Source organism: Jannaschia maritima (genome assembly GCF_030973515.1).
Lineage (GTDB): Bacteria > Pseudomonadota > Alphaproteobacteria > Rhodobacterales > Rhodobacteraceae > Jannaschia > Jannaschia maritima.
In genome coordinates this window covers 1-26,224 of record NZ_JARGZA010000028.1, presented here as the reverse complement: position 1 = coordinate 26,224, position 26,224 = coordinate 1, and the positions used below count along the sequence as shown (strand labels likewise).

The following is a 26,224-nucleotide window of genomic DNA, read 5'->3' as shown; positions in this document are numbered from 1 at the left end:
CAATCGTGCCAATGTTCACATGCGGCTTGTTACGCTCGAACTTCGCCTTCGCCATGGAAGGTCTCCTTTCTTCGTTGGTGTAACGGGGCGAACCCCGCCCTACGGTCAATGACCGCGAAATGGGGATGCACGCGGAGCCGTTCAGCCCAGCTCCGCAAGGCCCCGGATCAAGTCCGGGGTGCGTGACCTTTCAGGTCACGCAAACTTGGCCTGGATCTCTTCCGAGATGTTCTGCGGGACCGGATCGTAGTGGTCGAACTGCATCGTAAACTGGGCCCGACCGCTCGACATGGAACGCAGGGTGTTGATGTAGCCGAACATGTTGGCCAGCGGCACGAAGGCGTCGATCGCGATCGCGTTGCCCCGCGTGTCCTGCCCGTTCACCTGACCCCGGCGCGACGTCAGGTCACCGATGATCCCGCCGGTGTATTCCTCCGGCGTGATGACCTCGACCTTCATGACGGGCTCCAGCAACTTGGCGCCCGCCCGGCGCATGCCTTCGCGCATGCACATCCGGGCCGCGATCTCGAAGGCCAGGACCGACGAGTCGACGTCGTGGAACTTGCCGTCGAGCAACTGGACCTTGAAGTCGATGACGGGGAAGCCCGCCAGCGGACCGCTGTCCATGACCGAGTTGATGCCCTTCTCGACGCCGGGGATGTATTCCTTCGGCACGGCACCGCCCACGATCTTGGATTCGAACGAGTAGCCCTCGCCCGGTTCCGTCGGCGAGATCAGCAGCTTGACCTCGGCGAACTGACCCGAGCCGCCCGACTGCTTCTTGTGGGTATAGGTATGCTCCACCTCGTGGCCGATCGTCTCGCGATACGCCACCTGCGGGGCGCCGATGTTGGCCTCCACCTTGAACTCCCGCTTGAGGCGGTCGACCAGGATGTCGAGGTGCAGTTCGCCCATGCCCTTCATGATCGTCTGGCCGGATTCGATGTCCGTCTCGACCCGGAAGGACGGATCCTCCGCGGCCAGGCGCTGCAGGCCCTGGGACATCTTCTCCTGGTCGGCCTTCGTTTTGGGCTCGACCGCGATCTCGATCACGGGATCGGGGAAGGTCATCGTTTCCAGCACGACCTGATCGTTCGCATCCGACAGGGTGTCGCCCGTCGTCGTGTCCTTCAGGCCGGCCAACGCGATGATGTCGCCCGCGAAGGCCTCCGTGATCTCCTCGCGGTTGTTCGAGTGCATCATCATCATGCGCCCGACGCGTTCCTTCTTGCCCTTGGTCGTGTTCTGGAGCGTGTCGCCCTTCTCGAGCTTGCCCGAATAGACGCGCGTGAAGGTGAGCGAGCCCACGAAGGGATCGTTCATGATCTTGAACGCCAGGCCGGCGAACGGCATCGCGTCATCCGCCCGGCGGGGGATGTTGCGCGTCTCGGTCTCGTCGTCGGGGCGGAAGCCCATGTAGTCGACGACGTCGAGCGGCGACGGCAGGTAGTCGATGACCGCGTTGAGCAAGGGCTGCACGCCCTTGTTCTTGAACGCCGACCCGCCGAGGACGGGCACGAAGGACAGCGACAGCGTGCCCTTGCGCAGAAGCTTGCGCAGCGCGTCGACGTCGGGCTCGGCGGCGTCCATCAGGTACGCCTCCATCGCATCGTCGTCCATCTCGACCGCGGCCTCGATCATCTTGCCGCGCCATTCGTCGGCCTGGGCCTTCAACTCGTCGCGGATCGGGTTCTTCTCCCACGACGCGCCGAGATCCTCGCCCTTGTAGACCCATTCCTCCATGGTCACGAGGTCGATCAGGCCTTCCAGCTCGTTCTCCGCGCCGATGGGCAGGGCGACGGGCACGGCCTTCGCGCCGGTCCGGTCCTCGATCATGCGGACGCAGTTGAAGAAGTCGGCGCCGATCTTGTCCATCTTGTTGACGAAGACGATGCGCGGGACCTTGTAGCGGTCGGCCTGACGCCACACCGTCTCCGTCTGGGGCTCCACCCCGGCGTTGGCGTCGAGCACGCAGATCGCGCCGTCGAGCACGGCGAGCGAACGCTCCACCTCGATGGTGAAGTCGACGTGGCCGGGCGTGTCGATGATGTTCATCCGGTACTTGGTGTCGGACGTGCCGTCGGCGGTCGGCTCCTCCTGGCGTTGCCAGAAGGTCGTCGTCGCGGCGGACGTGATGGTGATGCCGCGCTCCTGCTCCTGCTCCATCCAGTCCATCGTGGCGGCGCCGTCATGCACCTCGCCGATGTTGTGGGACTTGCCGGTATAGAAGAGGATGCGCTCGGAGCACGTCGTCTTGCCGGCATCGATGTGGGCCATGATGCCGAAGTTGCGGTAGCGTTGCAGCGGATAGTCGCGGGCCATGAGGCATACCTCTGATAGAGGGAGAAATGGATGCGGGGGCCCCGGACGGACCCCCGTGTCAACGGATGATATGGGGGCTCGACCCTACCAACGGTAGTGGCTGAACGCCTTGTTCGCATCGGCCATCTTGTGCGTGTCTTCGCGCTTCTTCACGGCGGAACCACGGGACTGGACGGCGTCGATCAGCTCGGCGGCCAGACGTTCTTCCATCGTGTTCTCGTTGCGGGCCCGGGCGGCCTTGATGAGCCAGCGGATGGCGAGGGCCTCGCGGCGCTCGGGGCGGACCTCGACGGGGACCTGGTAGGTGGCACCGCCGACGCGGCGGGACCGGACCTCCACCGAGGGTTTGATGTTGTCGAGCGATTCCGTGAAGACCTCGATCGGGGATCGCTTCAGCTTGGACTCGACCCGGTCCATGGCATTGTAGACGATCCGCTCGGCGGTCGATTTCTTGCCGTCGAACATCAGGTTGTTCATGAACTTCGTCAGGACCTTGTCGCCGTACTTGGCGTCGGGCAGGACTTCGCGCTTCTCGGCGGCGTGGCGGCGGGACATGGGGTGTCACCTTTTGTTGTATTCGATCCGCACCGGCATCGGACCGGACGTATCGGAGCGTGGAACGGGCGGTCCACCAGGACCATCGGAGCCCCGGCACGAAGGCCGGGGCGAAGCGGGCCGCAGACCTACTTCGGCTTCTTCGCGCCGTACTTGGAGCGACGCTGGCGGCGGTCCTTGACGCCCTGGGTGTCGAGCACACCGCGCAGGATGTGGTAGCGGACGCCGGGAAGGTCCTTCACGCGGCCGCCGCGGATCAGGACGACGCTATGTTCCTGAAGGTTATGGCTTTCTCCGGGGATGTAGGAGATCACCTCGTAGCCGTTGGTCAGGCGGACCTTGGCGACCTTGCGCATGGCGGAGTTCGGCTTCTTGGGCGTCGTGGTATAGACGCGCGTGCAGACGCCGCGCTTCTGGGGGCAGGATTCCAGGTGCAGCGACTTGGAGCGCTTGACCTTGGGCTGCCGCGGCTTGCGGATCAGCTGCTGGATGGTGGGCATGTGGCTTCCCGTATGCTGTTCGTTTCGTTCGGTAAAACGGCGCAGACGGGTCATTCAAACACCGATGGCCGCAGACGCCCGGAATACCGACCTGGACGTTTGCGGTTGGTCGCAGCGGTGGCGGGAAGCAGTATCCCGGCACGTGCCCCATGGCATATGGCTGACCCGCCCGGGAGAGGTCCCCCAGCCGGATTGCGCGCGTCCTAAACGCCGTGTTGCGCGGTGTCAACGGCACCGGACCGGGCGTGCACCCCCCGTACACCCCCCGTACACCCCCCGTGCATACGAAACGCCCTACCGCACCGTACGGTGGGTCGGATTCGACAGGGACGCGCGCTCCGTGCCGCGGGGCCGGCACGCGGAGCCGTCAGCGTGGTCCCGTCGCCCGCGGTTGCGGCACCCGCGCTTCGCGCCAAAGGGTGTAGATGCCGGTCGCGGCGATGATCGCGGCGCCCAGCAGGGTCGTGGCGTCCGGGACCTCCGCGAACACGGCGAAGCCCAGCAGCAGGCCCCAGATCATGGAGGTGTATCGGAACGGCGTGACCACCGCGACCTCGCCCACCCGCATCGCCCCGATGGAGAACGTGTAGGCCGCCAGGATGCAGCAGGCCGCGAAGACCAGCACCGCGCCCTGCCGGGGCGTCGGCGTCGCCCAGGTCTCGCCCAGCGTCAGCACGCCGCCCATCAGGGTGATGACCACGGCCGTCAGCACGGCGATCTTCAGGTTGGGGACCGCGGGCGACAGGCGGCGGGTGACGAGGTCGCGCACGGTCGCCAGGATCACCGTCAGGACGATGGCCAGGGACCACGGGTCGAAATCCCCCATCCCCGGCCGCACGATCAGCAGCACGCCCACCAGCCCCACGCCGATCGCGGTCCAGCGCCGCCAGCCGACCCGTTCGCCCAGAAACACCGCGCCCGCGGCCGTCAGGGTCAGGGGGATCGCCGCCAGGATGGCCACGATGTTGGCGAGCGGCAGGTGCGGCAGCGCCAGGACGAAGGGCAGGAAGGCCGCAGCCTCCGCCAGCGACCGGCCCAGCGCGGGGCCCCAGTCGGCGCGGGGCACGGGTCGGCGCAGGGCGCCGGTGACGTGGGCCAGCCCCACGAGCAACGCGATCGCCAGCACCCCGCGCAAGACGACGACCTGGAAGGTCGGCATGTCCTGGGCCAGCCACTTGATCGACGCGTCGTTGAAGGTGAAGGCGGCCATGCATCCCATCATCAGGACCGCGCCGCGCAGGTTGTCCATCATGGCGCGAGGCGTCGCATGCGCAGGCGGCGGGGGGAAGGGTGCCGCCGCGTATGCGCGGGGTTGCGGGGGTGGGTGTGGTGGACGTCCGGGGAACCGCCGCCCCGGCGAGGAGATCCGATTGCCGGATGTCGGCACCTCCGGTATCTCCGAAGCAAGGGAGGGCCGATCCATGCGAATGCCGATGATCCGGAACATCGAGGGCAACAAGCTGCACCGGACGCTGCAGAACTGCATCGGCAACATCTGCGAATGCCTGTCGCGTGCGATTGATAAACTCCTCAACGAGCATGCACCCCATAAGTCGGGCGAGAAGGGACTGAAGCAGCATTGGGCCGAGCAGGTCGGATCGGGTGCGGAGGCACCTGGAACACCGACCTGGAACAAGCACCAGGGAACGATCGAGAAACAGCAGGACAATCTCCGCGACCATCTACATGAACACGAAGCGCGGGGATGCGGCGGACCACCCAATGGCGGATCACCGGTACCATCCGATGGTTGGCGTTGGGCAACCCGTGGGCTGCCGACGAGAGATGATTGGAGAGCAAATAACTCGAGATCCTACGAGGGTTTGACCGGCAGTCCGGCGGGCGACGCTGCTGCCGTGGTAGGCGGAGTGGGTTTGGGCTATCTCGGCTACAGGGCAGTACGAATGTTGCCGTCCTTATTGTTCCCACCGTCATTCGTACCCAACCTCCTCGTTCCTTAGTTGCTGGATTACCTGCTACGATGAACGATCCAGATCACACCAATCCTGGCAAGTTGATCAGCCGTCTGGCTTTGGATGCGGCCAAACCGCTCTATCCGCGGCTGCAGGTACCGCCGAACGATGGCAGCTTTGCCATGCATACGTTCCTCAAGGAGGCGGTCGAGTATTCGGAATTCGCCCCCGAGTATGAACCAAGAATGTGGAATGCGACGGTCGACTATGCAAAGGCTACCCTGCCCGGCCCTCAGCGTGAAACTTGGCTATCATGGTTGTTCAACTGCTTCACCGGCCCTCACCCCCCAGATGTCGATCTGTCCGGTTGGCTGATCGCGTTGGATTACTTCATCCTACCGCATAGCGATTGGTCGGGCATGGACCTGACGGCCGAGGAGGTGGCGGCCGTGCAGGACTTCCTGGCGACGCGAGAGCGGGAGACGGACGAGGCGGGCTTCGTCGAGGCGATCGAAGAGGCCCGGTCGGCCCCGTTGACCGACTGGGACAAGCGGATGCACCAGGCCTACGAGTTCGTCCTGTTCGATCGGCAACGGGGAAATGATCCCTTCCTGGCCCTGAAGTTCGCGAACCAGGGCGAAGGTTTGCGCCGCGCGATCCGTGATCATCCGTTTCCCGACCACTTTCCGCACGAAGCCTTGCGGCAAGGCGCGCAGGCCCTGATCGATCGACGGGGCGTCTGGATGCCAGAGGGCCGCGTCCTGGGACCGCTGACCGCCGTGCGATGAACGCCGAGGATCTGGACCGGGCGCATTGGGGCACGGCGACCTTCGTCTTCAGCCAGGACTTGGCCGATGGGCTGGTGCGATTGGCCTTGCCGGACCACGATCCCGACATTCTGCGTTCGGCGTCCCGAGACGCGATCCTGCGGAACCGCGATGTCGTTGCCGCCGGTCATCCTCCACTGCACCTGCGCAGGGCGATCGCGGACGCGCTGGATCGCGCGGGTCACGACGATCGTTCCGTCGATGCGAGGACGTCCTTCGTCGCCTGGGTAGACGACGCGTTCGCGACCCCGGCGCGCCCGACCAACGGCCGAAGCTGGCCCCTGGCACCCCTGGGCGATCCGGCGCTTCTGGCAGAGGCCGACATCGCCATACGCGACGGACGTCCAGATGCCGCCAGCTATGCCGCGTTGCTGCATGGGGCGATCGATGCCGACGCGTCCGACGCCCTGATGGACGCGGTCTTCGACGTGGATGCCGCGATCGACGAGGCACGCTTCAGCGATTGGGACCGGGCGATCCTAGCCCGGAACGCCGACATCCATGCCGCGCAAAGTCCGTTAGCGCCGCTGATCCATACGATCCACCAAGGCTTGATGGCGGCGGCGGCACGGAGGGTCGTCGCAGGGATGCCCACCGCGTGCGCCGATCGCCTGCGGCGGGCTTGCGGGGGGATCGTACGGGCATGAGCGCCGCGCGGTGGAACCCGGTCACGAACGCGTCGCACCGCCAGGTGACCGCGCTTGCCACGGCGATCGCCGAACGGCATGCCGAGCATTACGGCACCGTTCCGCGGTCCTACCTCGCCCTGTCCGTCCGCGAGGTCGTGCGCTTCTGCGAGGATGCGGGAATCTGGGAGCCCGTCGACATCGCCTGCATCGTGGAGGCAATGATCTCCCCATCGCCCGCCCTGCTGCCGCAGGCGGATCGCGATCACGCGTTGCACGTCATCGGGAACGACACCGCTTCGCCGGAGGCCCGCGCGCGCAGCGTGTCCCTGGCACTGCGCGGAACCGCCCCACCCCCGCGCGAGCCGTCGGGCGCCCGCTGAACGGGTCGCATAGGGCTCGTTCGATGGATGCGTCCCGCAGGTCGGCGGGGCCGACCCGATCGCCCCCTCAGGCCGGTCGCAGGGGCCAGCGGGGGCGCCAGGGGCCGGGGCGGAGGAGGCCGCGCAGGGGGCGTTCCACCAGCACCAGCACGACCAGGGATGCGGCGATGCTGGCGAGGACGGCGCCGATCTGCAGGAGCACGGAACTTCCCAGCGGGATGCCCAGCACGCCGGCCGTGGCTTTGCCCACGATCGCCAGCACCAAGGTGTGGGTCAGGTAGAGCGCATAGCTCGCCTCGCCCCCCAGGACGAGCCAGCGGGGGGTTCGGAACGCCAGCGCGACGGTGCCGTACACGATCAGCGCGGCGGGGATGCCGGCGCGGATCTCGCGCGGCAGGTCGATCGCCGGCAACGCGGCCCATTCGGGCATGATCAGAAGCGTCAGGGCCAGGCCCGCAGCGAGGGCCAATCCGCCCGCCGGCATCCGACCGCGGGCGTGGAGCGTGGCGATCCCCATGCCGAACAGGAATTCCAGGCTGATGGAATGCAGCAGGAACACGAAGGTTCCGTCCTGCCACGGCGCATCGGCCCGGGCATGCGCGACGGCGGTGGCGTACCAGGCCGCCACCAGCACCGCGGCCCCACGCAGGCCCCCGAACCGGAAGCCCAGGGCGAAGAGCAGGTAGAACGTCATCTCCATCCCCAGGGTCCAGGCGACCGGGATGATCTGGTGCGGCAGGGGCAGCAGGAGGATCGAGGTGAGATAGCCCAAGGGCGTGAGCAGATCGGCCGTCGCATTGGCCATGCCCAGATTGCTTTGCAGCAACGAGATCGCGACCGTCGCCAGAAGGACGACCCAGTAGACCGGATAGATGCGGTCGACCCGGTCGCGCAGGAACGCCGCCGCCGAGAACGCGTCGCGGCGCGTGGCCGAATAGGCGATGATGAAGCCCGATATGACGAAGAAGACGTCCACGCCGTAGCCGCCCCAATGCCCCATCGTCGCCAGGGTCGGCCCCTGCCCGTCCCCGCCGGGCTTGGGCAGGTGATAGAACACGACCAGCAGCGCCGCGACGAAGCGCAGGGCCTGGACGCTGTCGATGCGGCGGTGGGGTGCCATGGCGGCGGTGGATGTCTCGACCATGATGTCGCGCGCCGATCCGAATGACTTAGGCAGATATTCGCGCATCGATAGCGGAGACCCGCCGATTCGGGAACGCAAAATTACCCGGGGTCATTAACGGCCCCTGGCCGCCTTCGGCGCTGCGGGTCGCGGAAACGCGAACGCCCCGCCCGGTGTCCCGGGCGGGGCGTGCGTCCCGCGGTCCGATCGCCGTCGGGCCGTCAGTCGTTCTCGGCGGTCTCCACCGAGGTGTCCTCGCCGAAGACGTCGTCCGCCGTCTGCGTCGGCGCGGCCAGGGCGGCCGCGGCCTCCGCCTCCGCGCGGGCCTCCTCGATCACGACGTTGTCGCGGTCCTGCGCGATGGTGCGGACGCGGGTGGTCGCCCCGCCCGTGCCGGCCGGGATCAGGCGGCCGACGATCACGTTCTCCTTCAGGCCCACCAGCTTGTCGCGCTTGCCCTGGACGGAGGCTTCGGTCAGCACGCGCGTGGTTTCCTGAAAGGACGCGGCCGAGATGAAGCTGCGGGTCTGCAGCGACGCCTTGGTGATGCCCAGGAGGATCGGCTCCGCGCGCGCGGGACGGTCGCCCCGCTTCTCGGCCTTCTCGTTGGCCTCCATCAACTCGGCCTTGTCGATGTGCTCGCCCTTCAGAAGGGTCGTGTCCCCGCTGTCCAGCACCTCCAGCTTCTGGAGCATCTGACGGACGATCACCTCGATGTGCTTGTCGTTGATCTTCACGCCCTGCAGTCGATAGACGTCCTGCACCTCGTCGATCAGGTAGTCGGCCAGGGCCTCCACCCCCAGGATGCGCAGGATGTCGTGCGGCGCGGGATTGCCGTCCATGATGTAGTCGCCGCGCTGGACGAAGTCGCCTTCCTGCACGGGGATGTGCTTGCCCTTGGGGACCATGTAGTCGACGGGTTCCTGGCTGTCGTCCGCGGGGACGACCTGGATCCGGCGCTTGTTCTTGTAGTCCTTCTGGAACCGCACGGTCCCATCCTGCTCGTTGATGATCGCGTGGTCCTTGGGCCGGCGCGCCTCGAACAGTTCGGCCACGCGCGGCAGGCCGCCCGTGATGTCCTTGGTCTTGGCGCCCTCGCGCGGGATGCGCGCGACGACGTCGCCGGCCTTCACCATCTGGCCGTCCTCGATCGACAGGATCGCGTCCACCGACATCGGATAGGTGATGGGGTTGCCGTCCTCCTTGCGGACGGGTTCGCCGTCCTCGCCCACGACGATGACCTCCGGCTTCAGGTCGCTGCCCTTGGGGGCGGAGCGCCAGTCGGCCACGATCTTCTGGGTCATGCCGGTCGCGTCGTCGGTTTCCTGCCGGACGGACACGCCGTCGTAGAGGTCGACGAACTTCGCCCGGCCGTCGGCTTCCGCGATGATCGGCAGGGTGAAGGGGTCCCATTCGAACAGCTTGGCGCCGCGTGCGACGGATTCGCCTTCCTTGACGAACACCGAGGTGCCGTAGCCCAGCTTGTGGCTGGCCCGCTCCTCCCCGTCGGGGCCGTCGATGTGCAACGTCATGTTGCGGCCCATCACCAGCATGGCGCCGGCTTCCGACACCAGCGTGTTGGCGTTCGAGAAGCGCACCGTGCCCTCCGCCGACGCTTCCATGAAGGATTGCTGCCCGCCCTGGGCCACGCCGCCGATGTGGAAGGTCCGCATCGTCAGCTGGGTGCCCGGTTCGCCGATGGACTGGGCGGCGATGATGCCGACCGCCTCGCCGATGTTGACGCGCGTGCCGCGCGCCAGGTCGCGGCCGTAGCACTGGGCGCAGACGCCCTCCTCCGACTCGCAGGTCAGGGGGCTGCGGATCCGCATGGACTGCACGCCGGCCTGGTCGATGGCGTCGGCCTTGCGCTCGTCGATCAGCTCGCCCTGCTCGACCAGCACCTCGTCGGTGCCGGGCGCCAGGACGTCGTCGGCGGCGACGCGCCCCAGCACGCGTTCGGCCAGGGTGGCCACGACCTCGCCGTCGTTGACGGCGGCCTTGGCGGTGATCGCCATCTCGGTGCCGCAATCCTCCTCCCGGGTGATGCAGTCCTGGGCCACGTCGACGAGGCGGCGGGTCAGGTAGCCGGAGTTCGCGGTCTTGAGCGCGGTGTCCGACAGGCCCTTGCGCGCGCCGTGGGTGGAGTTGAAGTACTCCAGCACGGTCAGGCCTTCCTTGAAGTTCGAGATGATCGGCGTCTCGATGATGTCGCCGTTGGGCTTGGCCATCAGGCCGCGCATCCCGCCCAGCTGCTTCATCTGCGTGACCGAGCCGCGCGCACCCGAATGGGCCATCATGTAGACGGAGTTGGGCTCCGCCTCCGCCCCGTCGGCGTCGCGGCCGGACGTGGAGATGGTGGTCATCATGGCGTCGGTGACCTTGTCGTTGCACTTCGACCAGGCGTCCACGACCTTGTTGTACTTCTCGCCCTGGGTGATCAGGCCGTCCATGTACTGGCGCTCGAACTCCTTCACCTGCTCGCGCGTCTGCTCCACGATGGGCCACTTCGCATCGGGCACGACCATGTCATCCTTGCCGAAGCTGATGCCGGCCTTGAACGCCTCGCGGAAGCCCACCGTCATGATCTGGTCGCAGAAGATGACCGACTCCTTCTGCCCGCAATAGCGATACACGGTGTCGATGACCTGCTGCACCTCCTTCTTGCGCAGCAGACGGTTGACCAGGTCGAACGGCGCCTTCGCGTTCAGCGGCAGCAGCGCGCCCAGGCGGGCGCGGCCGGGCGTGGTGTCGAAGACCTGCGCGACCTCCTCGCCCATGTCGTCGATCTGCGGGACCCGGCACTTGATCTTGGCGTGCAGGTGGACCTCGCCCGCGGTCAGGGCCTGCTCGACCTCGTCCGTGGAGCCGAAGATCTTGCCCTCGCCCTTCATGCCGTCACGCTCCATCGTGACGTAGTAGAGGCCCAGGACCATGTCCTGCGACGGCACGATGATCGGCGCGCCGTTGGCCGGCGACAGCACGTTGTTGGTGGACATCATCAGGACGCGCGCTTCCAGCTGCGCTTCCAGCGACAGGGGCACGTGGACGGCCATCTGGTCGCCGTCGAAGTCCGCGTTGAACGCGGAGCAGACCAGCGGGTGCAACTGGATCGCCTTGCCCTCGATCAACACGGGCTCGAACGCCTGGATGCCCAGGCGGTGCAGCGTGGGCGCGCGGTTCAGCAGCACGGGATGCTCGCGGATCACCTCGTCGAGGATGTCCCAGACCTCCGGGCGCTCCTTCTCGACCAGCTTCTTGGCCTGCTTCACGGTGGAGGACAGGCCCTTGGCTTCCAGGCGGGAGTAGATGAACGGCTTGAACAGTTCGAGCGCCATCTTCTTCGGCAGGCCGCACTGGTGCAGCTTGAGCTCCGGGCCCGTCACGATCACGGATCGGCCGGAGAAGTCGACGCGCTTGCCCAGCAGGTTCTGACGGAAGCGACCCTGCTTGCCCTTCAGCATGTCGCTGAGCGACTTCAGGGGCCGCTTGTTGGCGCCCGTGATGACCCGACCGCGACGGCCGTTGTCGAACAGCGCGTCGACGGATTCCTGGAGCATCCGCTTCTCGTTGCGCACGATGATGTCGGGCGCGCGCAACTCGATCAGCCGCTTGAGGCGGTTGTTGCGGTTGATGACGCGGCGGTACAGGTCGTTCAGGTCCGACGTCGCGAACCGGCCGCCGTCGAGCGGCACCAGCGGGCGCAGCTCGGGCGGGATCACGGGGATCACCGTCAGGATCATCCATTCGGGACGGTTGCCGGAATCGATGAAGCTTTCGACGATCTTCAGGCGCTTGATGATCTTCTTCGGCTTCAGCTCGCCCGTCGCCTCCTTCAGATCCTCGCGCAGCTGCGCGGCCTCGGCCTCCAGGTCGATGTTCGACAGCATGTCGCGGATGGCTTCGGCACCGATGTTGGCGGAGAACGCGTCGGCGCCATAGGCGTCCTGCGCGTCCATGTACTCCTCTTCCGTCATCAGCTGACCATAGGCCAGGTCGGTCAGGCCCGGCTCGATGACGACGTAGTTCTCGAAGTAGAGGATGCGTTCCAGGTCGCGCAGCGTCATGTCCAGCATCAGGCCGATGCGCGACGGCAGCGACTTGAGGAACCAGATATGCGCGACCGGCGAGGCCAGCTCGATGTGCCCCATCCGCTCGCGCCGGACCTTCTGCAGCGTCACTTCGACCCCGCACTTCTCGCACACGACGCCGCGGTACTTCATGCGCTTGTACTTGCCGCACAGACATTCGTAGTCCTTGATCGGACCGAAGATGCGCGCGCAGAACAAGCCGTCACGCTCGGGCTTGAACGTCCGGTAGTTGATCGTCTCCGGCTTCTTGATCTCGCCGTAGGACCACGACAGGATCCGTTCGGGCGAGGCCAAGGATACCTTGATCTCGTCGAACACCTTCTGCGGCGCGATCGGGTTGAACGGGTTGTTCGTCAGTTCCTGGTTCATCAGGTATTCCTAAGCAGCGAGTTCAGGCTTGGCAGCGTGCAGCATGACTGCCGTGCCCTCGTCGTAATCGGGGTCATCCAGCGTGCCCGGTTCGGGGACGTCCCGACCGGCGGCGGTCAAATCGTCGATGACCTCCTGCAGGATGACGGCGGCTTCGGTCAGGGCGGCTTCGCGGGATTCGCCTTGCGCGTTCACGTTGATCCCTGGGACGGTGACGCCCCACCAGCCGGTGTCGTCCGGCTCGAACAGAACCGCAGGATAGAAAACATGGGCCATGGCTTTCCTCCTTATCGGCGCAGCTGGACGCCGGTTTGCTTCTCGATCTCGCGAACGATCCGTTCGCTGATTTCCCTCTGTCGGGATACCACGGCGACGAACGTATCACCGCGATAGACTTTGGTGTGGCTGCCGCCCTCCTCCAATCGAAGGCCGGCAGCCGTGAGCATTCTAAGAATGTCCCGTCGCTTCACGCAGGCGTCATTCCTCGTCGCCTTCGGAATCGCGGAGCTCCATGTTCAGGCCCAGGCCCCGGACCTCCTTGACCAGGACGTTGAACGATTCCGGGACGCCGGCCTCGAAGTTGTCCTCGCCCTTGACGATGGACTCGTAGACCTTCGTCCGGCCGGCTACGTCGTCGGACTTCACCGTCAGCATCTCCTGCAAAGTATAGGCCGCGCCGTAGGCTTCGAGCGCCCAGACCTCCATCTCGCCGAAGCGCTGGCCGCCGAACTGCGCCTTGCCGCCCAGGGGCTGCTGGGTGACGAGGCTGTAGGGGCCGGTGGACCGCGCGTGGATCTTGTCGTCCACGAGGTGGTGCAGCTTCAGCAGGTACTTGACGCCCACCGTCACCTTACGGCTGAACTGCTCCCCCGTGCGGCCGTCGAACAGGTCCGACTGGCCGGACGTGTCGAAGCCCGCCCGCGTCAGCGCGTCGTCCACGTCGGCTTCCTTGGCGCCGTCGAAGACCGGGGTGGCCACGGGAACGCCCCGGGTCACGGTCTGCGCCGATTCCAGCAGCGCGTCGTCGTCCATCGACGCCATCGCCTCCTCGTAGGCCTCCTCGCCATAGGCGATGCGCATCGCTTCGCGCACGGGGGTCATGTCGCCGTTGCGCTTGTAGTCGTCGAGCGCGTCGTCGATCTTGATCCCCAGGCCGCGCGCGGCCCAGCCCATGTGGGTTTCCAGGATCTGGCCCACGTTCATGCGGCTGGGCACGCCCAGCGGGTTGAGCACGAAGTCCACCGGCGTCCCGTCGCCCAGGAACGGCATGTCCTCCATCGGAACGACCTTCGAGATGACGCCCTTGTTGCCGTGGCGGCCTGCCATCTTGTCGCCCGGCTGAAGCTTGCGCTTCACCGCGATGAAGACCTTGACCATCTTCATGACGCCCGGCGGCAGGTCGTCGCCGCGGCGGACCTTCTCGACCTTGTCCTCGAACCGGGCCTCAATCGCGCGCTTCTGGATCTCGTACTGGTCGTTCAGGGCCTCGACCTCGCGGGCCTCCCCCTCGTCCTCCAGCGCGAGTTGCCACCACTGGCCGCGCGACAACTGACCGTCCAGAAGGGACGCGTCGATCGTGGTCCCGGCCTTCACGCCCTTGGGACCCTTCACGGCCTGCTTGCCCTCGATCATGCCGCGCAGACGGGCATAGATGTTGCGGTCCAGGATCTCGCGCTCGTCGTCGCGGTCGCGGGACAGGCGCTCGATCTCCTCGCGCTCGATCTGGAGCGCGCGCTCGTCCTTCTCCACCCCGTGGCGGTTGAAGACGCGGACCTCGACCACGGTGCCGTAATCGCCCGGCTTCACCCGCAACGACGTGTCGCGGACGTCGGACGCCTTCTCGCCGAAGATGGCGCGCAGGAGCTTCTCCTCCGGCGTCATGGGGGATTCGCCCTTGGGGGTGATCTTGCCCACGAGGATGTCGCCGGGTTCGACGTCGGCGCCGATATAGACGATGCCGGCCTCGTCGAGGTTGCGCAGCGCCTCCTCGCCCACGTTGGGGATGTCGCGCGTGATCTCCTCCGGGCCCAGCTTGGTGTCGCGGGCCGCGACCTCGAACTCCTCGATGTGGATCGAGGTGAAGACGTCGTCGCGCGCGACGCGTTCGGAGATGAGGATCGAATCCTCGTAGTTGTAGCCGTTCCACGGCATGAACGCGACGACCACGTTCTTGCCCAACGCCAGCTCACCCATGTCGGTGCTGGGACCGTCGGCCAGGACCTGACCCTTGCCCACGGTATCGCCCACCTTCACCAGCGGGCGCTGGTTGATGCAGGTGTTCTGGTTGGAGCGCTGGAACTTGCGCAGGCGGTAGATGTCGACGCCCGCGTCGCCCAACTCCAGATCCTCCGTCGCGCGGACCACGATGCGCTGGGCGTCGACCTGGTCGATCACGCCACCGCGGCGCGCCATGATGGACGCGCCCGAATCGCGGGCGACCACGGCCTCCATGCCCGTGCCCACGAAGGGGGCATCGGCCTGCAGGAGCGGCACCGCCTGACGCTGCATGTTCGACCCCATGAGCGCGCGGTTCGCGTCGTCGTTCTCCAGGAACGGGATCAGGGCCGCGGCCACGGAGACCAACTGCTTTGGGCTGACGTCGATCAGGTCCACGCTCTCGCGCGGGCCCAGAGTGTAGTCGCCGGACTTCCGGGTGCTGACCAGCTCGTTGGTGAACCGCCCCTCCGCGTCCAAGCCAGCATTGGCCTGGGCCACGGTGTGGCGCATCTCCTCCGTGGCGGACATGTAGACCACGTCGTCGGTGACCTTCGCGTCCTCGACCCGGCGGTAGGGCGTCTCGATGAAGCCGTACTTGTTCACGCGCGCGAAGGTGGCGAGCGAGTTGATCAGGCCGATGTTCGGCCCTTCCGGCGTCTCGATCGGGCACATCCGGCCGTAATGCGTCGGGTGGACGTCGCGAACCTCGAAGCCAGCCCTTTCACGCGTAAGCCCGCCCGGTCCCAGGGCCGACAGGCGGCGTTTGTGCGTCACTTCCGACAGGGGGTTGGTCTGGTCCATGAACTGCGACAGCTGGCTGGAGCCGAAGAACTCGCGCACGGCCGCGGCGGCCGGCTTCGCGTTGATCAGGTCCTGGGGCATAACGGTGTCGATCTCGACCGACGACATGCGCTCCTTGATTGCGCGCTCCATCCGCAGGAGGCCCACGCGGTACTGGTTCTCCATCAGCTCGCCCACCGACCGCACGCGGCGGTTGCCCAGGTGGTCGATGTCGTCGATCTCGCCCCGTCCGTCGCGAAGCTCGACCAGGGCCTTGATGCAGGCCATGATGTCGGCGTCGCGCAGGGTGCGGACGGTGTCCTCCGCGTCCAGGTCGAGGCGCATGTTCATCTTGACCCGGCCCACGGCGGACAGGTCGTAGCGCTCGGAGTCGCGGAACAGCTGGTCGAACAGGGTTTGCGCGGCATCGACGGTGGGGGGCTCGCCCGGGCGCATGACGCGGTAGATGTCCATCAGCGCGGTCTCGCGGCTGACGTTCTTGTCCGCGGCCAGGGTGTTGCGGATGTAGGGGCCGACATTGACCATGTCGATGTCGAGCACGGGGATGTCGTCGATGCCCGCGTCCAGCAACTCCTTCAGGGTGCCGCCGGAAACCTCGCCGTCCTTGCCGACCTCCCAGGTCAGCTCGTCGCCGGCCTCCACGAAGATGGCGCCGGTCTCCTCGTCGATGATGTCGCGGGCGGCGAACCGGCCCACGATCGCGTCGAACGGCACGAGCACTTCAGTGACGTTGCCGTCCTCGCGCAGCTTCTTGACCTGGCGGGGGGTGACCTTCTTACCGGCCTCCACCACGACCTCGCCCGTGGCGGCGTCAATCACGTCCATGGCGGGGCGGCTGCCGGACAGGCGTTCGGGGAAGAACTTCGTGGCCCAGCCCTCGCCCCGGCGATGGGTGTAGGTGACGGTGTCGTAATACGCGTTGACGATCCCCTCCTGGTCCATGCCGAGGGCATAGAGGAGCGTCGTCACCGGCAGCTTGCGGCGGCGGTCGATGCGGCAGAACACCAGGTCCTTGGCGTCGAACTCGAAGTCCAGCCACGACCCGCGATAGGGGATGATCCGGCAGGCGAACAGCAGCTTGCCGGACGAATGGGTCTTGCCCTTGTCGTGGTCGAAGAACACGCCGGGGCTGCGATGCATCTGCGAGACGATGACCCGTTCGGTGCCGTTCACGATGAACGTGCCGTTGGGCGTCATCAGGGGCATGTCGCCCATGAAGACGTCCTGCTCCTTGATGTCGCGGACCGACTTGCCGCCCGTGTCCTCGTCGATGTCGAAGATGATCAAGCGCAGCGTGACCTTCAGCGGGGCCGAGTAGGTCATGTCGCGGGTCTGGCATTCCTCCACGTCGTACTTGGGCTTCTCCAGGTCGTAGGAGACGAACTCGAGCCGCGCGGTGCCGTTGAAGTCCTCGATCGGGAAGACCGACTGGAACGTGCCCATCAGGCCTTCGCCCTCCGAGGGCGTGTCCGCGTCGCCGGAGCGCAGGAACAGGTCGTAGGACGACTTCTGCACCTCGATCAGGTTCGGCATGTCCAGGACTTCCCGGATCTTGCCGAAGTAACGACGGATTCTCTTCGAAGACGCCTGCGTCTGAGCCATGCGGATACGGTCCTCTCGTCGACGCGCGCGCCGCCGGGTCCGCGGCGCGGGCGTCATTGCAAGCCTTCGATCCCATACCAGCGCCGCGTCCCACGACGGCGCGCCCGGATCGAACGGCCGACCTGTCGGAACGTCGCGGCGATGGCGGCGTTCGGACAGGGCGGTCGGTGTCGGACGAAAAAATCGGCCGCGAAAGCACGCGCCCGTTCGATCACCCCTCCAAAGGTTCCAGCGAAGCCCCCCACATAGCGATTCCCGGCGCGGGCGCAAGCCCCAGTCTGCATGGGAATGGGCGCCCCCACGCATGCGGGCGCCCACGTCCTTCGGGACCCCGGATCAGGTCCGGGGCGATCGGCCCGGCGCCACAGGCGCCGATCCGATCACTTCAGCTCGACTTCCGCGCCGGCGGCTTCCAGCTTGCCCTTGATCTCCTCGGCCTCGGCCTTGTCGGCGCCTTCCTTGACGGCCTTGCCGCCGGCCTCGACCAGGTCCTTGGCTTCCTTCAGGCCCAGGCCCGTGATGGCGCGGACTTCCTTGATGACGTTGATCTTGTTGGGGCCGGCGGCCTTCAGGATCACGTCGAACTCGGTCTGCTCCTCGGCGGCGGCGCCACCGGCGCCGTCGGCGGGGCCGGCCATCATCACCGCGCCGCCGGCGGCGGGCTCGATCCCGTACTCGTCCTTCAGGATCGTCTTGAGTTCCTGGGCTTCCAGGAGGGTCAGGCCGACGATTTGTTCGGCCAGTGCTTTGAGATCAGCCATTTGCTTTTCCATTCGGTTTGGTTGGGGTCCGGCACGGGGGCATCCCGCGACGAAGGCATGATGGACGTCCGCCGCCGGTCAGGCGGCTTCGCCCCGCTCCTCAATGGTGGAGAGGATGGAGGCGATGTTGCTCGCCGGGGCGCCGACGGCGCCTGCGATGTTGCTCGCCGGGGCGCCGATGGCCGCGACCACGGACGCGATCAGCTCCTCGCGGGACGGCAGCTGAGCCACCGACTTGACGCCTTCGACGTCGAGCGCGGTGTCGCCCATGGCGCCGCCGAGGATCACCAGCTTCTGGTTGTCCTTGGCGTAGCCGTCGATCACCTTCGCCGCGGCGACGGGATCCTCGGAATAGGCGAGCACCGTCATCCCCGTCAGGTATTCGGAAATGCTGCTGACAGCCTTCCCGTCCACGGCGATCTTGGCGAGCTTGTTCTTGGCGACCCGCACGGAACCCCCGGCTTCGCGCATACGCGAACGCAGGTCCTGCATCTCGGCCACCGTCATACCTTCGTAGCGGCTGACCACCACGACGCCCGACGTTTCGAAGATTTGGCCGAGTTCCTCGACGACCTTCTCTTTCTGGGCTCTGTCCACAGTTACACTCCAGTTTCGGAGGGCGGACCCTCCGGGCTCGATTCCCCCGGAACGAACGCTCCAGGGGCAAGTCCTTACGGGTCGCACTGCGACGGCCCAGCCGAACGGCCGGAGATCGTCTATGACTTCCCGTCTCGGGCAGGGATTACGGCCCCGGGGGGGCCACCCGCCGTCTCGGACGACTGCGCCCCGTGGTCCGAGGACCGCGCGGCGCGAGCGGCGTTTAGTGCGAGGGGGACGCGGTGTAAAGCCCCGATTTGCGGCGACGGCCCGTCAGGCCCGGACGGGTGGCCGTCCTTGCGTGCCGTCGCGGGCCAGGGCCGCGGCCGTCAGGACGGCGAACCCCACGATGAGCGTGGCCACCACCATCTCTCCCCCGTCCTCGAACAGCGTCGTCGCGGCGCCGACCTTCACGTCGTAGAACGGAAGCCCCCTGGCCATGATGCCCAGCATGTCGGCCACGCCGCCGACGAGGCCCAGGGTGACGAATAGGACGGCGAACACGGTCGGATAGCGCCGGGACGGGGCCGGCGCGCGCAGCCACGCCAGGGCCGTCGCGCTAAACACGATGGCGGCCATCACCACCATCATGGTCAGCTCGCCCCCGTCCTTCTCGCGCAGGTTCAGGATCGGACCGTAATCCAGGACGCGTGCGATCACGCCGCCCAGCTCCTCATGGATCTCGAACGCGTCGTCGACGAAGAGCACGAAGCACGCGACCGCCAACGGAAGCGTCCAGCGCGCCCGCCACCGCCGACCCGCCTGCCGAAGGATGAAGGCGGCGACCGCGAACTTCGCGTACATGTAGGGGGCCGCGAGCGAGACCGGGCTGCCGATGTGTAGCAGTTCGGGAACCCCGTGCGCGCCATAGAGCGCATAGAGGCCGCCGAACACGTAGAGGAAAGCGAAGACCAGATCGATCGCGAGCAGCGTGGCGACGACGCCCAAGGGGGTGATGCGGACGGCCAGGGGCGTGATGGCGGCAGGCAAACCGGAGAAGAGGCCGTTCATCGGATCACGGTATCCGTCCCCCCTGGCGGGAGCCATCCGCAAAGCGGGACGGCTTCGTGTCGGCGGCCCGAACGGAGGGGGCGCGCCCCTTCGGACGCGCCCCCCTGCGAACGCCGCATGCCATCGGCGATCAGGCGTTGCCCGTCGCGCTCTCGACGTTGACGGTGACGCCCGGACCCATCGTGGACGACAGCGACACCTTCTTCATGTAGGTGCCTTTCGCACCGGCGGGCTTGGCCCTGTTCACGGCTTCGACGAAGGCCAGCACGTTCTCGCGCAGCTTGCCCGCGTCGAACGACGCCTTGCCGATACCGGCATGGACGACGCCCGCCTTCTCGGCCTTGAACTGGACCTGGCCGCCCTTCGCGTCCTTCACGGCCTGGGCCACGTCCATCGTCACCGTGCCCACGCGGGGGTTCGGCATCAGGTTGCGGGGGCCCAGCACCTTGCCCAGCCGACCCACGATGGCCATCATGTCGGGCGTGGCGATGCAGCGATCGAAGTCGATCTTGCCGCCCTGGATCGTCTCCATCAGGTCCTCGGCGCCGACGATGTCGGCCCCGGCTTCCTTCGCCTCGTCGGCCTTCGGGCCGCGGGCGAAGACGGCGACGCGAACGTTCTTGCCGGTCCCGTTGGGCAGGCTGACGACGCCGCGGACCATCTGGTCGGCATGGCGGGGATCGACGCCCAGGTTCATCGCGATCTCGACCGTCTCATCGAACTTCGCGTTGGCGTGTTCCTTGATGAGTGATACCGCGTCCTCGACCGAGACGTTCTCGCGGCCCTCGAATGCGGCCTTCGCGGCCTTCGCACGCTTACCGAGCTTCGCCATCACTTCACCTCGATGCCCATGGAGTTCGCCGACCCCACGATGATCTTCATGGCCTCGTCCACGCTGTTGGCGGACAGGTCCTTCATCTTCGCCTCGGCGATCTCGCGGACCTGCTTCACCGTAACGGTGGCGACCGTCTCACGCCCCGGCTTCTCGGCGCCGCGGGGGCGGTTGCGCTTGCCCACGGGCTTCAGGCCGGCGGCCTTCTTCAGGAAGTACGACGCGGGCGGCGTCTTGATGTCCATGGTGAAGGACTTGTCCTGGTAATACGTGATCACCGTCGGACAGGGCGCGCCCGGCTCCATCTCCTGCGTCTTGGCGTTGAACGCCTTGCAGAACTCCATGATGTTGATCCCGCGCTGACCCAGGGCGGGGCCCACGGGCGGCGACGGGTTCGCCTTGCCTGCAGGGATCTGCAGCTTCATCGTTCCGACCAGCTTCTTGGCCATCGGCATGCTCCTTCATGTGCCGATCGCGCGACGCGACGCGCGATCCGTTCAGCCGTGGTCGGGCCGCCGGACGCGACCGGCCGGCCTCCCACGCTGCCCCGAGGGGCGAGGCGGGCGGATAGGACGGGCGCGGCCCGGATGCAAGCGGCGCGTCGCGCTAGCGTTCCAGCTGGGAGGCCGCCTCCCGCGCGATCTCGTCCGTGCCCTCGGCCAGCCGTTCGAGGACCGGGCGCATCGCGTCCGTCAGGGGGTGGTCCTCGGTCGCGCACATATAGGCCAGCCGTCGGTCGCCGACGTCGATCAACCGATGCCCCAGGTCCGGCCGCTGCGACCACGCCTCATGCAACGGGAACCAGAACGACTGGCTCCCCGGATAGGCCGGGTCGGGGGAATCGACCGCGGCGATGCCGATGGCCCAGTCCTCCACCGCCGCATCCGCGACACCGGCCTCGCGGAACGGAACGTAGAGGCCCTCCATGCCCAGGTCCGTTCCGTTCAGGAAGCCGCCCGCCACGGGGCGCCGGTTCGCGTCCGGAAGGGCGGCGATGCGGGCGATGACGTCCATCCAGGCAGGCGGCGTGCCCAGGATCCGTTCGGGCATCGCCATGTATCCGCCGAGGACGCGGGCGGCATGCGCCGCCACCATCGGATGGGGATCGGCCAGTTGCGACAGGACGTCCCGTTCGAGCTCGTCCGGCGACAATCGCTGGGCCCCCTCCCCGTGCATGGCATGCAGGGCCATGGCTCGATCGATCGCCTCCCCTTCCCCCTTCCCGAGAGCGTCCAACCAGTCCCGGACCACCCGGTCGAACGGGGGTTGCGGGCGGGTCAGCGCGTTCCATGCGAAACGGATGTGAGCGATCCCCCCTTCCCCGGAGGCGGCGGCCAGGTGATCGAGCCAGGGGGTCATCAGGGAGCGCGCGTGTTGCAAGTCGACAGGCACATGCATGCGCGGGACGTGATGATCCCGGATCCCGTCACGCTGCGGCCGGATCAGGGCGAGGGACCGACGGATGTCCCATTCGATGAAGTCGCGGGCGTGGCTTCCCCGGTCATGGAAGCACTCCTCCAGCAACTCGGACGCGGTCCATCCCAATCGCGCCGCCGCGTGTCGGTCCGGCCCTTCCGCGAGCCGCAGGGGCGGACCGTCGATCCCGGCCACGCGCCCGGCGACGCGGACGATCCGAGCGAAGGCGTCGGCATCGGGGTAAGGATGGCGGGCCCGCACCACGTCGCACAGTGCGTCGCGAAGGGCGTCCGGCAAGACCGGCGGCCCGTCGAGCAGGACCTCGACCCGATCCAGCGCCGAGGCGAGGGAAGCGGCCGCGGCGTCGTCCGTCACGCAGCCTTGGACACCTGCGTGAACTTCAGCTCGACCGGCGTGGCGCGACCGAAGATCGAGACCGAGACCTTCAGCGACTGCGCGTCGTCGTCGACCTCCTCCACCTGGCCGGAGAAGCCTTCGAACGGACCGTCGACCACGTTCACGTTCTCGCCCACGTCGAAGGTGATCAGGCTGCGCGGCGCATCCTCGCCCTCCTGGACGCGGTTGAGGATCTGGTTCACCTCCGCGTCGCGCATGGGCATCGGGCGTCCCTGGGGGCCCAGGAAGCCGGTCACTCGGTTGATCGAGTTGATGAGGTGATAGCCCTCGTCGGACATCTCCATGCGCACGAGGACGTAGCCGGGCATGAAGCGGCGCTCGGACGTCACCTTCTTGCCGCGGCGGACCTCGATCACCTCCTCGGTGGGGACGAGGACCTCCTCGATCTGCTCCTCCAGGCCCTGTTCCTCGATGGCGGTGCGGATCTGTTCCGCGACGCGCTTCTCGAAGTTGGACAGGACGCTGACCGAATACCACCGCTTCGCCATCTCGTCGTCTTCCCGCTGCGCCCGGCGGACCCCGCCTGGGAATCCCGGTCGTGAAAATGAAACGGGCGCGCCGCCTGTACCGCGCGCGCCCATGAACCGGCGTCTCCCCTAACCGCCGCGCCCCCCGAGTTCAAGGGCCGCGGGCGTCCGGCCGGCGCCCTAGAACGCTTCCAGAACCGCGGCCAGGCCGGTCCGGATCAGGAAGTCGACGAAGAAGAAGAACGCCGCCGCCGCGATCGCCAGCAGGAACACCATGATCGACGTCAGCGTGACCTCGCGGCGGGTGGGCCACACGATCTTGGCGACCTCGGACCGGGTCTGCTGGATGAACTGGATCGGGTTCGCCATGGCGCGCGCCTCCGCTTGTGTGGGCCGTCAGGTATGACAGCCGGGGGCGGCGCGCAAGCGCATGTGCCCGGAACCCGTCGCCGCCCGTTCAGGCGGTGCGGCTGTCCGCCCCGTCCCAGTCGGCGTCCTCGCGCGTTTCCGTGGTACGGAAGTTGCGCATCAGGCCCAGCATGCTGGATGCCGCGGCCTTCAGAGACTGGTTCGCGGCCGTCGTCTCCTCGAACATGGCGGCGTTCTCCTGCGTGGCCTGGTCGATCTGCGACATCGACAGGCTCATCTCGGCGGCGCCCGAGGACTGGGCTTGGGCCGCGTCCGAGATCTCCTGCACCTGGGCGCCGATGCGGCGGACCTGACGGCCCAGCGTCTCCAGGGTGTCGCCCGTCCGCCCGACCCGGCCCACGCCATCCTCGATCCGCTCCGACGAGGTGTGGACCAGGGTCCCGATCTGCTGCGCGGCCTCCGCGACCTTGCGGGCCAGCGCGCGCACCTCGGAGGCGACGATGGCGAAGCCTCGGCCCGCGGGCCCGGCGCGCGCCGCCTCCACGCCCGCGTTGAGCGCGAGCAGGTTGGTCTGGAAGGCGATGTCGTCGATGATGTCCAGGGTCTTTCCGATCTTGCCGGACAGGTCCTTGATCTCCTCCATGCCCTGGATGGCGTCGCGCACGACGGCGTCGCTTTCGCGGGCCTCGCGTTCGGCCTCCGCGGCCGATCCGGACGCTTCCGTCGCAAGGGCCGCGGTCGCGGTGATGGAGGACACCATCTCCTCCAGGGCGCGGGTCGTTTCCGCGACCGTGGCGGCCGTACGCTCCGTCCGGCCGGACAAGTCGGTGGCGGCGGCGGTCAGGTCGCTGCTGTCGCCCATCACGTCGTTGGCCCGACGCGACACCTCCGCCAGGGTGTCGTCGAGCTGGCGCGCCGCGGTGTTCACCGCCGTCTGCAGGGCCGCGAACTCGCCTTCGAACGTGCCTTGCATCCGCGCCGACACGTCGCCTTCCGCCAACCGGGACAGGACGCGGGACACGTCGGCCACGCCGCCCTGCACGCGTTCGAGCAGGGTGTTCACCAGGCGGGGGACGCTGACCTCCGCGCCGATGTCGGCGGCTCCGTCCCGGGCCTGCATCCGCCGGGCGAAATCGCCCGCGGCGGCGCCCGTGATGACGTCCTCCAGGTCACGCAGCAGCGCGAGCTCCCGCTGACGGGCGGCCTCCGCGGCCTCGCGCTCGACGCGCTCCTCCTCGATGCGACGCTCGCGTTCCTGCGCCTCCGCCTCGGCCTGCTCGCGCTGGAGGCGGGCGGCCTCCGCCTCCGCCCGGGCGCTGCGCTTGGCGATGGCCACCTTCTCGGCGCTGCTTTCCATGAACTGCGTCATCGCGCGATTCATCTGCTTGATCTCGCGGATGTCGGTCTGGGGAAGCGCCACGTCGATGCGGTCGCCCGCCACCTCGGTCATCGCGCGGACGGCCTGACGCAGGGGGCGGCTGACCCGGGTGAACATGGTGAACGTAACCAAGCAATAGACCACCGGGATGGAGATCAGGATCAGCAGGATCCCCTTCTGCAGGAGGAAGAACAACGGCGCCTCGATCGGATCCAGGGCGTAGGCCACGCCGACGTAGCCGATCACGGTCCGGTCCCCCGCGGCGACGATGGGGGCGAACCCGTAGATGGCGGTCCCGTCGCTGTCCGCGATCGCCGGTCGTCCGTCCAGATTCGCGACCAGAAGGTCGAAGGGCAGCGGCTTCACCTCGTCCGGGGCGTCGGCAGCGTGCGCGCGCACCAGCCTGTTCCCTTCGGCGTCGAGCACTTGCAGCCCCAGCACGCCGTCGCCCCAATTCTCGACCACGGCGCGGGCTTCGTCCTGCACGGCATCGGTCGCGCCGTCCTCCAGCAGGATCGCGAACGACCGGGCCAGACCCGGCAACCGGGCCTCCGCCTCCGCCACGGCGCGGTCCGTGAAGTAGCTCCGATCGACGTAGGCGTTCACCACCAGGGCCGCGACCAGATAGATCGTCATGAACACGCACAGGTGGATCGACACCTTTCCCGCAAGGGTCTGGTGCAGTCCGCCCAGGCGGCGCATCGGGCCGGACCCGCGCGCCTTGCGGTCGCGGACCTCGGTCTTCGGCGGGGGGCTGGCGGCGTCGGAGGTCGGCATGGTCACGCTCTCGGATGGCATGACGCCACGCGTAGGGACCGAACCTTAAGGAACGATTTCGACGCGGTGGCCTGGCAGGGGCAGCAGGATTCGAACCCGCGGCCTGCGGATTTGGAATCCGCTGCTCTACCAACTGAGCTATACCCCTGCAGGCGATGCCGGGAATATGTCGGAGCACCCGCGGGTGCAAGGGGGAACGCGCCCTAGCGATCGGCCCCCGCGGCGGCGGCCGCGCGCGCCCAGACGTCCGGGATCGCGGCCCAGCGGTCCGGGAAGGCCGCCCGCACCTGCGGGCTGGGATGGGCGCAGGCGTGGACGTCCAGCCCGTGTCGCGTCAGCATGTCGCGGGCGGTAGCCGCCTGCCGCCCCACGGTGACGGCCCCCCGCAGGTCGGAAAACAGCGCCAGGAAGGCCGGCAGCACGGTCAGGCCCGCCCTGCGTTCGGCCGCGGTGAAGCGGATCGTGCCGTTCCACCAGGGCACGACGTTCCAGACGACGACCCGGTCGCGACGGATGCCGGCGCGGTCGCGGAACCGCCGGGCGGCCGCGCCGGTCGGACTGTCGTTGTCGAAGCTGACGATGCCCGCGCGCGCCGCGGCGGGGCCGGGCTTCTCGAGCAGCAGGAGGAGACGGGCCGCCGTGCCGCCGTCGAGCGGGTCCATGTCCGGAACGGTTCCCCCGGTTGCCCGCAGACCGGCGCAATAGGCCGCGAGGGGGCGCATATGCGGGTCGTTCAGGTGCGCGAGACGGGCCGCCGCGACGGCGGGGTCGTTCAGGAGGGTGCCGGGCATGGCATCGCGTCGGGGTCGGCCGTTCCACGGGCGTTTTCGCTGCGGTGCGGCGGAAAGGTCGGCGGCGTCGGTGGGACCGGGG

23 protein-coding genes and 1 tRNA gene are annotated in these 26,224 nt (G+C 67.6%); 4 read left to right on the top strand and 20 right to left on the bottom strand.

The features are described 5' to 3' along the window. Positions 1–195 precede the first annotated feature (195 nt). From fusA to P0084_RS17720, 4 genes are all read right to left on the bottom strand, one after another. Complete coding sequence (gene fusA / locus P0084_RS17735) at positions 196–2,322, bottom strand: elongation factor G (protein WP_308918222.1); 2,127 nt, start codon at positions 2,320–2,322, stop codon at positions 196–198. An 84-nt stretch (positions 2,323–2,406) separates the two neighbouring features. Next, positions 2,407–2,877 (bottom strand): 30S ribosomal protein S7, encoded by a 471-nt coding sequence (gene rpsG, locus P0084_RS17730; protein ID WP_308918221.1) that lies wholly within the window; start codon positions 2,875–2,877, stop codon positions 2,407–2,409. Positions 2,878–3,005: 128 nt separating this feature from the next. Continuing rightward, on the bottom strand, positions 3,006–3,377 hold the full coding sequence (gene rpsL, locus P0084_RS17725) for a 30S ribosomal protein S12 (protein WP_308918220.1): 372 nt from the start codon (positions 3,375–3,377) through the stop codon (positions 3,006–3,008). A 367-nt stretch (positions 3,378–3,744) separates the two neighbouring features. Then, positions 3,745–4,629, bottom strand: coding sequence for a DMT family transporter (locus P0084_RS17720; protein WP_308918219.1), 885 nt, complete (start codon positions 4,627–4,629; stop codon positions 3,745–3,747). Between the two features lie 181 nt (positions 4,630–4,810). Here P0084_RS17720 and P0084_RS17715 point away from each other — a divergent pair, with 181 nt between their 5' ends. From P0084_RS17715 to P0084_RS17700, 4 genes are read left to right on the top strand one after another with little or no spacing between them, the layout of a single operon-like run. After that, the gene (locus P0084_RS17715; protein ID WP_308918218.1) at positions 4,811–5,338 is read left to right on the top strand and encodes a hypothetical protein; all 528 of its coding nucleotides are present in this window, start codon (positions 4,811–4,813) and stop codon (positions 5,336–5,338) included. A gap of 20 nt (positions 5,339–5,358) precedes the next feature. Then, positions 5,359–6,078, top strand: coding sequence for a hypothetical protein (locus P0084_RS17710; protein WP_308918217.1), 720 nt, complete (start codon positions 5,359–5,361; stop codon positions 6,076–6,078). After that, positions 6,075–6,764 carry a hypothetical protein gene (locus P0084_RS17705; protein ID WP_308918216.1) on the top strand — a complete coding sequence of 230 codons (690 nt, stop codon included), beginning with the start codon at positions 6,075–6,077 and terminating at the stop codon, positions 6,762–6,764. The genes P0084_RS17710 and P0084_RS17705 overlap by 4 nt, the downstream gene beginning before the upstream one ends. Further along, complete coding sequence (locus tag P0084_RS17700; protein ID WP_308918215.1) at positions 6,761–7,126, top strand: hypothetical protein; 366 nt, start codon at positions 6,761–6,763, stop codon at positions 7,124–7,126. Before P0084_RS17705 ends, P0084_RS17700 begins: the two co-directional genes overlap by 4 nt. Positions 7,127–7,193: 67 nt before the next feature. On the opposite strand, the gene P0084_RS17695 is transcribed toward P0084_RS17700, so the two are convergent. The 16 genes from P0084_RS17695 to P0084_RS17620 form a co-directional block, all read right to left on the bottom strand. Continuing rightward, positions 7,194–8,270 (bottom strand): acyltransferase family protein, encoded by a 1,077-nt coding sequence (locus tag P0084_RS17695; RefSeq protein ID WP_308918214.1) that lies wholly within the window; start codon positions 8,268–8,270, stop codon positions 7,194–7,196. A 200-nt stretch (positions 8,271–8,470) separates the two neighbouring features. Next, positions 8,471–12,706 (bottom strand): DNA-directed RNA polymerase subunit beta', encoded by a 4,236-nt coding sequence (rpoC, locus tag P0084_RS17690; RefSeq protein WP_308918213.1) that lies wholly within the window; start codon positions 12,704–12,706, stop codon positions 8,471–8,473. Positions 12,707–12,715: 9 nt separating this feature from the next. Next, on the bottom strand, positions 12,716–12,982 hold the full coding sequence (locus P0084_RS17685; protein WP_308918212.1) for a type II toxin-antitoxin system HicB family antitoxin: 267 nt from the start codon (positions 12,980–12,982) through the stop codon (positions 12,716–12,718). Between the two features lie 11 nt (positions 12,983–12,993). After that, positions 12,994–13,152: a hypothetical protein gene (locus tag P0084_RS17680; RefSeq protein ID WP_308918211.1), complete on the bottom strand. Its 159-nt coding sequence runs from the start codon at positions 13,150–13,152 to the stop codon at positions 12,994–12,996. Positions 13,153–13,183: 31 nt separating this feature from the next. Next, the gene (rpoB, locus tag P0084_RS17675) at positions 13,184–17,326 is read right to left on the bottom strand and encodes a DNA-directed RNA polymerase subunit beta (protein ID WP_308918210.1); all 4,143 of its coding nucleotides are present in this window, start codon (positions 17,324–17,326) and stop codon (positions 13,184–13,186) included. A gap of 380 nt (positions 17,327–17,706) precedes the next feature. After that, positions 17,707–18,087, bottom strand: a complete 381-nt coding sequence (rplL, locus tag P0084_RS17670; protein WP_308918209.1) for a 50S ribosomal protein L7/L12 — start codon at positions 18,085–18,087, stop codon at positions 17,707–17,709. A gap of 78 nt (positions 18,088–18,165) precedes the next feature. Next, positions 18,166–18,684: a 50S ribosomal protein L10 gene (rplJ, locus tag P0084_RS17665; protein WP_308918208.1), complete on the bottom strand. Its 519-nt coding sequence runs from the start codon at positions 18,682–18,684 to the stop codon at positions 18,166–18,168. Positions 18,685–18,957: 273 nt separating this feature from the next. Then, positions 18,958–19,695 (bottom strand): hypothetical protein, encoded by a 738-nt coding sequence (locus tag P0084_RS17660; protein ID WP_308918207.1) that lies wholly within the window; start codon positions 19,693–19,695, stop codon positions 18,958–18,960. A gap of 130 nt (positions 19,696–19,825) precedes the next feature. Beyond that, positions 19,826–20,527 carry a 50S ribosomal protein L1 gene (gene rplA, locus P0084_RS17655; protein ID WP_308918206.1) on the bottom strand — a complete coding sequence of 234 codons (702 nt, stop codon included), beginning with the start codon at positions 20,525–20,527 and terminating at the stop codon, positions 19,826–19,828. Next, on the bottom strand, positions 20,527–20,976 hold the full coding sequence (gene rplK, locus P0084_RS17650; protein WP_308918205.1) for a 50S ribosomal protein L11: 450 nt from the start codon (positions 20,974–20,976) through the stop codon (positions 20,527–20,529). Before rplK ends, rplA begins: the two co-directional genes overlap by 1 nt. A 157-nt stretch (positions 20,977–21,133) precedes the next feature. Next, on the bottom strand, positions 21,134–22,318 hold the full coding sequence (locus tag P0084_RS17645) for a hypothetical protein (protein WP_308918204.1): 1,185 nt from the start codon (positions 22,316–22,318) through the stop codon (positions 21,134–21,136). Further along, positions 22,315–22,848, bottom strand: a complete 534-nt coding sequence (gene nusG / locus P0084_RS17640) for a transcription termination/antitermination protein NusG (protein ID WP_308918203.1) — start codon at positions 22,846–22,848, stop codon at positions 22,315–22,317. Before nusG ends, P0084_RS17645 begins: the two co-directional genes overlap by 4 nt. 159 nt (positions 22,849–23,007) lie before the next feature. Then, positions 23,008–23,196: a preprotein translocase subunit SecE gene (gene secE, locus P0084_RS17635; protein ID WP_308918202.1), complete on the bottom strand. Its 189-nt coding sequence runs from the start codon at positions 23,194–23,196 to the stop codon at positions 23,008–23,010. 88 nt (positions 23,197–23,284) lie between these two features. Continuing rightward, positions 23,285–25,351, bottom strand: coding sequence for a methyl-accepting chemotaxis protein (locus tag P0084_RS17630; RefSeq protein WP_308918223.1), 2,067 nt, complete (start codon positions 25,349–25,351; stop codon positions 23,285–23,287). Positions 25,352–25,423: 72 nt separating this feature from the next. After that, a tRNA-Trp gene (locus tag P0084_RS17625) sits at positions 25,424–25,499 on the bottom strand. Positions 25,500–25,554: 55 nt separating this feature from the next. Continuing rightward, positions 25,555–26,142, bottom strand: coding sequence for a uracil-DNA glycosylase family protein (locus P0084_RS17620; protein ID WP_308918201.1), 588 nt, complete (start codon positions 26,140–26,142; stop codon positions 25,555–25,557). Positions 26,143–26,224: the final 82 nt, after the last annotated feature.

Coding starts and splice junctions, on each gene's coding strand:
- fusA (WP_308918222.1), bottom strand. CDS start 2,322: ATGGCCCGCGACTATCCGCTGCAACGCTACCGCAACTTCGGCATCATG.
- rpsG (WP_308918221.1), bottom strand. CDS start 2,877: ATGTCCCGCCGCCACGCCGCCGAGAAGCGCGAAGTCCTGCCCGACGCC.
- rpsL (WP_308918220.1), bottom strand. CDS start 3,377: ATGCCCACCATCCAGCAGCTGATCCGCAAGCCGCGGCAGCCCAAGGTC.
- P0084_RS17720 (WP_308918219.1), bottom strand. CDS start 4,629: ATGATGGACAACCTGCGCGGCGCGGTCCTGATGATGGGATGCATGGCC.
- P0084_RS17715 (WP_308918218.1), top strand. CDS start 4,811: ATGATCCGGAACATCGAGGGCAACAAGCTGCACCGGACGCTGCAGAAC.
- P0084_RS17710 (WP_308918217.1), top strand. CDS start 5,359: ATGAACGATCCAGATCACACCAATCCTGGCAAGTTGATCAGCCGTCTG.
- P0084_RS17705 (WP_308918216.1), top strand. CDS start 6,075: ATGAACGCCGAGGATCTGGACCGGGCGCATTGGGGCACGGCGACCTTC.
- P0084_RS17700 (WP_308918215.1), top strand. CDS start 6,761: ATGAGCGCCGCGCGGTGGAACCCGGTCACGAACGCGTCGCACCGCCAG.
- P0084_RS17695 (WP_308918214.1), bottom strand. CDS start 8,270: ATGGTCGAGACATCCACCGCCGCCATGGCACCCCACCGCCGCATCGAC.
- rpoC (WP_308918213.1), bottom strand. CDS start 12,706: ATGAACCAGGAACTGACGAACAACCCGTTCAACCCGATCGCGCCGCAG.
- P0084_RS17685 (WP_308918212.1), bottom strand. CDS start 12,982: ATGGCCCATGTTTTCTATCCTGCGGTTCTGTTCGAGCCGGACGACACC.
- P0084_RS17680 (WP_308918211.1), bottom strand. CDS start 13,152: ATGCTCACGGCTGCCGGCCTTCGATTGGAGGAGGGCGGCAGCCACACC.
- rpoB (WP_308918210.1), bottom strand. CDS start 17,326: ATGGCTCAGACGCAGGCGTCTTCGAAGAGAATCCGTCGTTACTTCGGC.
- rplL (WP_308918209.1), bottom strand. CDS start 18,087: ATGGCTGATCTCAAAGCACTGGCCGAACAAATCGTCGGCCTGACCCTC.
- P0084_RS17660 (WP_308918207.1), bottom strand. CDS start 19,695: ATGAACGGCCTCTTCTCCGGTTTGCCTGCCGCCATCACGCCCCTGGCC.
- rplA (WP_308918206.1), bottom strand. CDS start 20,527: ATGGCGAAGCTCGGTAAGCGTGCGAAGGCCGCGAAGGCCGCATTCGAG.
- rplK (WP_308918205.1), bottom strand. CDS start 20,976: ATGGCCAAGAAGCTGGTCGGAACGATGAAGCTGCAGATCCCTGCAGGC.
- nusG (WP_308918203.1), bottom strand. CDS start 22,848: ATGGCGAAGCGGTGGTATTCGGTCAGCGTCCTGTCCAACTTCGAGAAG.
- secE (WP_308918202.1), bottom strand. CDS start 23,196: ATGGCGAACCCGATCCAGTTCATCCAGCAGACCCGGTCCGAGGTCGCC.
- P0084_RS17630 (WP_308918223.1), bottom strand. CDS start 25,351: ATGCCGACCTCCGACGCCGCCAGCCCCCCGCCGAAGACCGAGGTCCGC.
- P0084_RS17620 (WP_308918201.1), bottom strand. CDS start 26,142: ATGCCCGGCACCCTCCTGAACGACCCCGCCGTCGCGGCGGCCCGTCTC.